Genomic DNA, 245 nt, shown 5'->3' with positions numbered 1-245 from the left:
CCTGAAGTCCGACATTCATGTGCTGACTCTCACCGCAACGCCGATCCCGCGCACCTTGCAGCTGGCGCTCACAGGTGTTCGTGAATTGTCGCTGATTACCACACCGCCGGTTGACCGTATGGCGGTGCGTACCTTCATTTCGCCTTTTGACGCGCTGGTCATCCGTGAAACTCTGATGCGCGAGCGTTATCGCGGCGGTCAGAGCTTCTATGTCTGCCCACGTATTTCCGACCTTGCCGAAATCA

The 245-nt window shown here is 57.1% G+C and carries 1 protein-coding gene; it reads left to right on the top strand.

Features of this window, described 5'->3' with window-relative positions:
• Nucleotides 1-245: hypothetical protein (locus HBA93_RS22765; protein WP_221724746.1), on the top strand; the 245-nt coding region annotated here is incomplete at both ends.

The organism is Ochrobactrum sp. SFR4, assembly GCF_019730395.1.
GTDB lineage: Bacteria > Pseudomonadota > Alphaproteobacteria > Rhizobiales > Rhizobiaceae > Pseudochrobactrum.
This window is presented reverse-complemented; position numbering and strand designations above follow the sequence as displayed.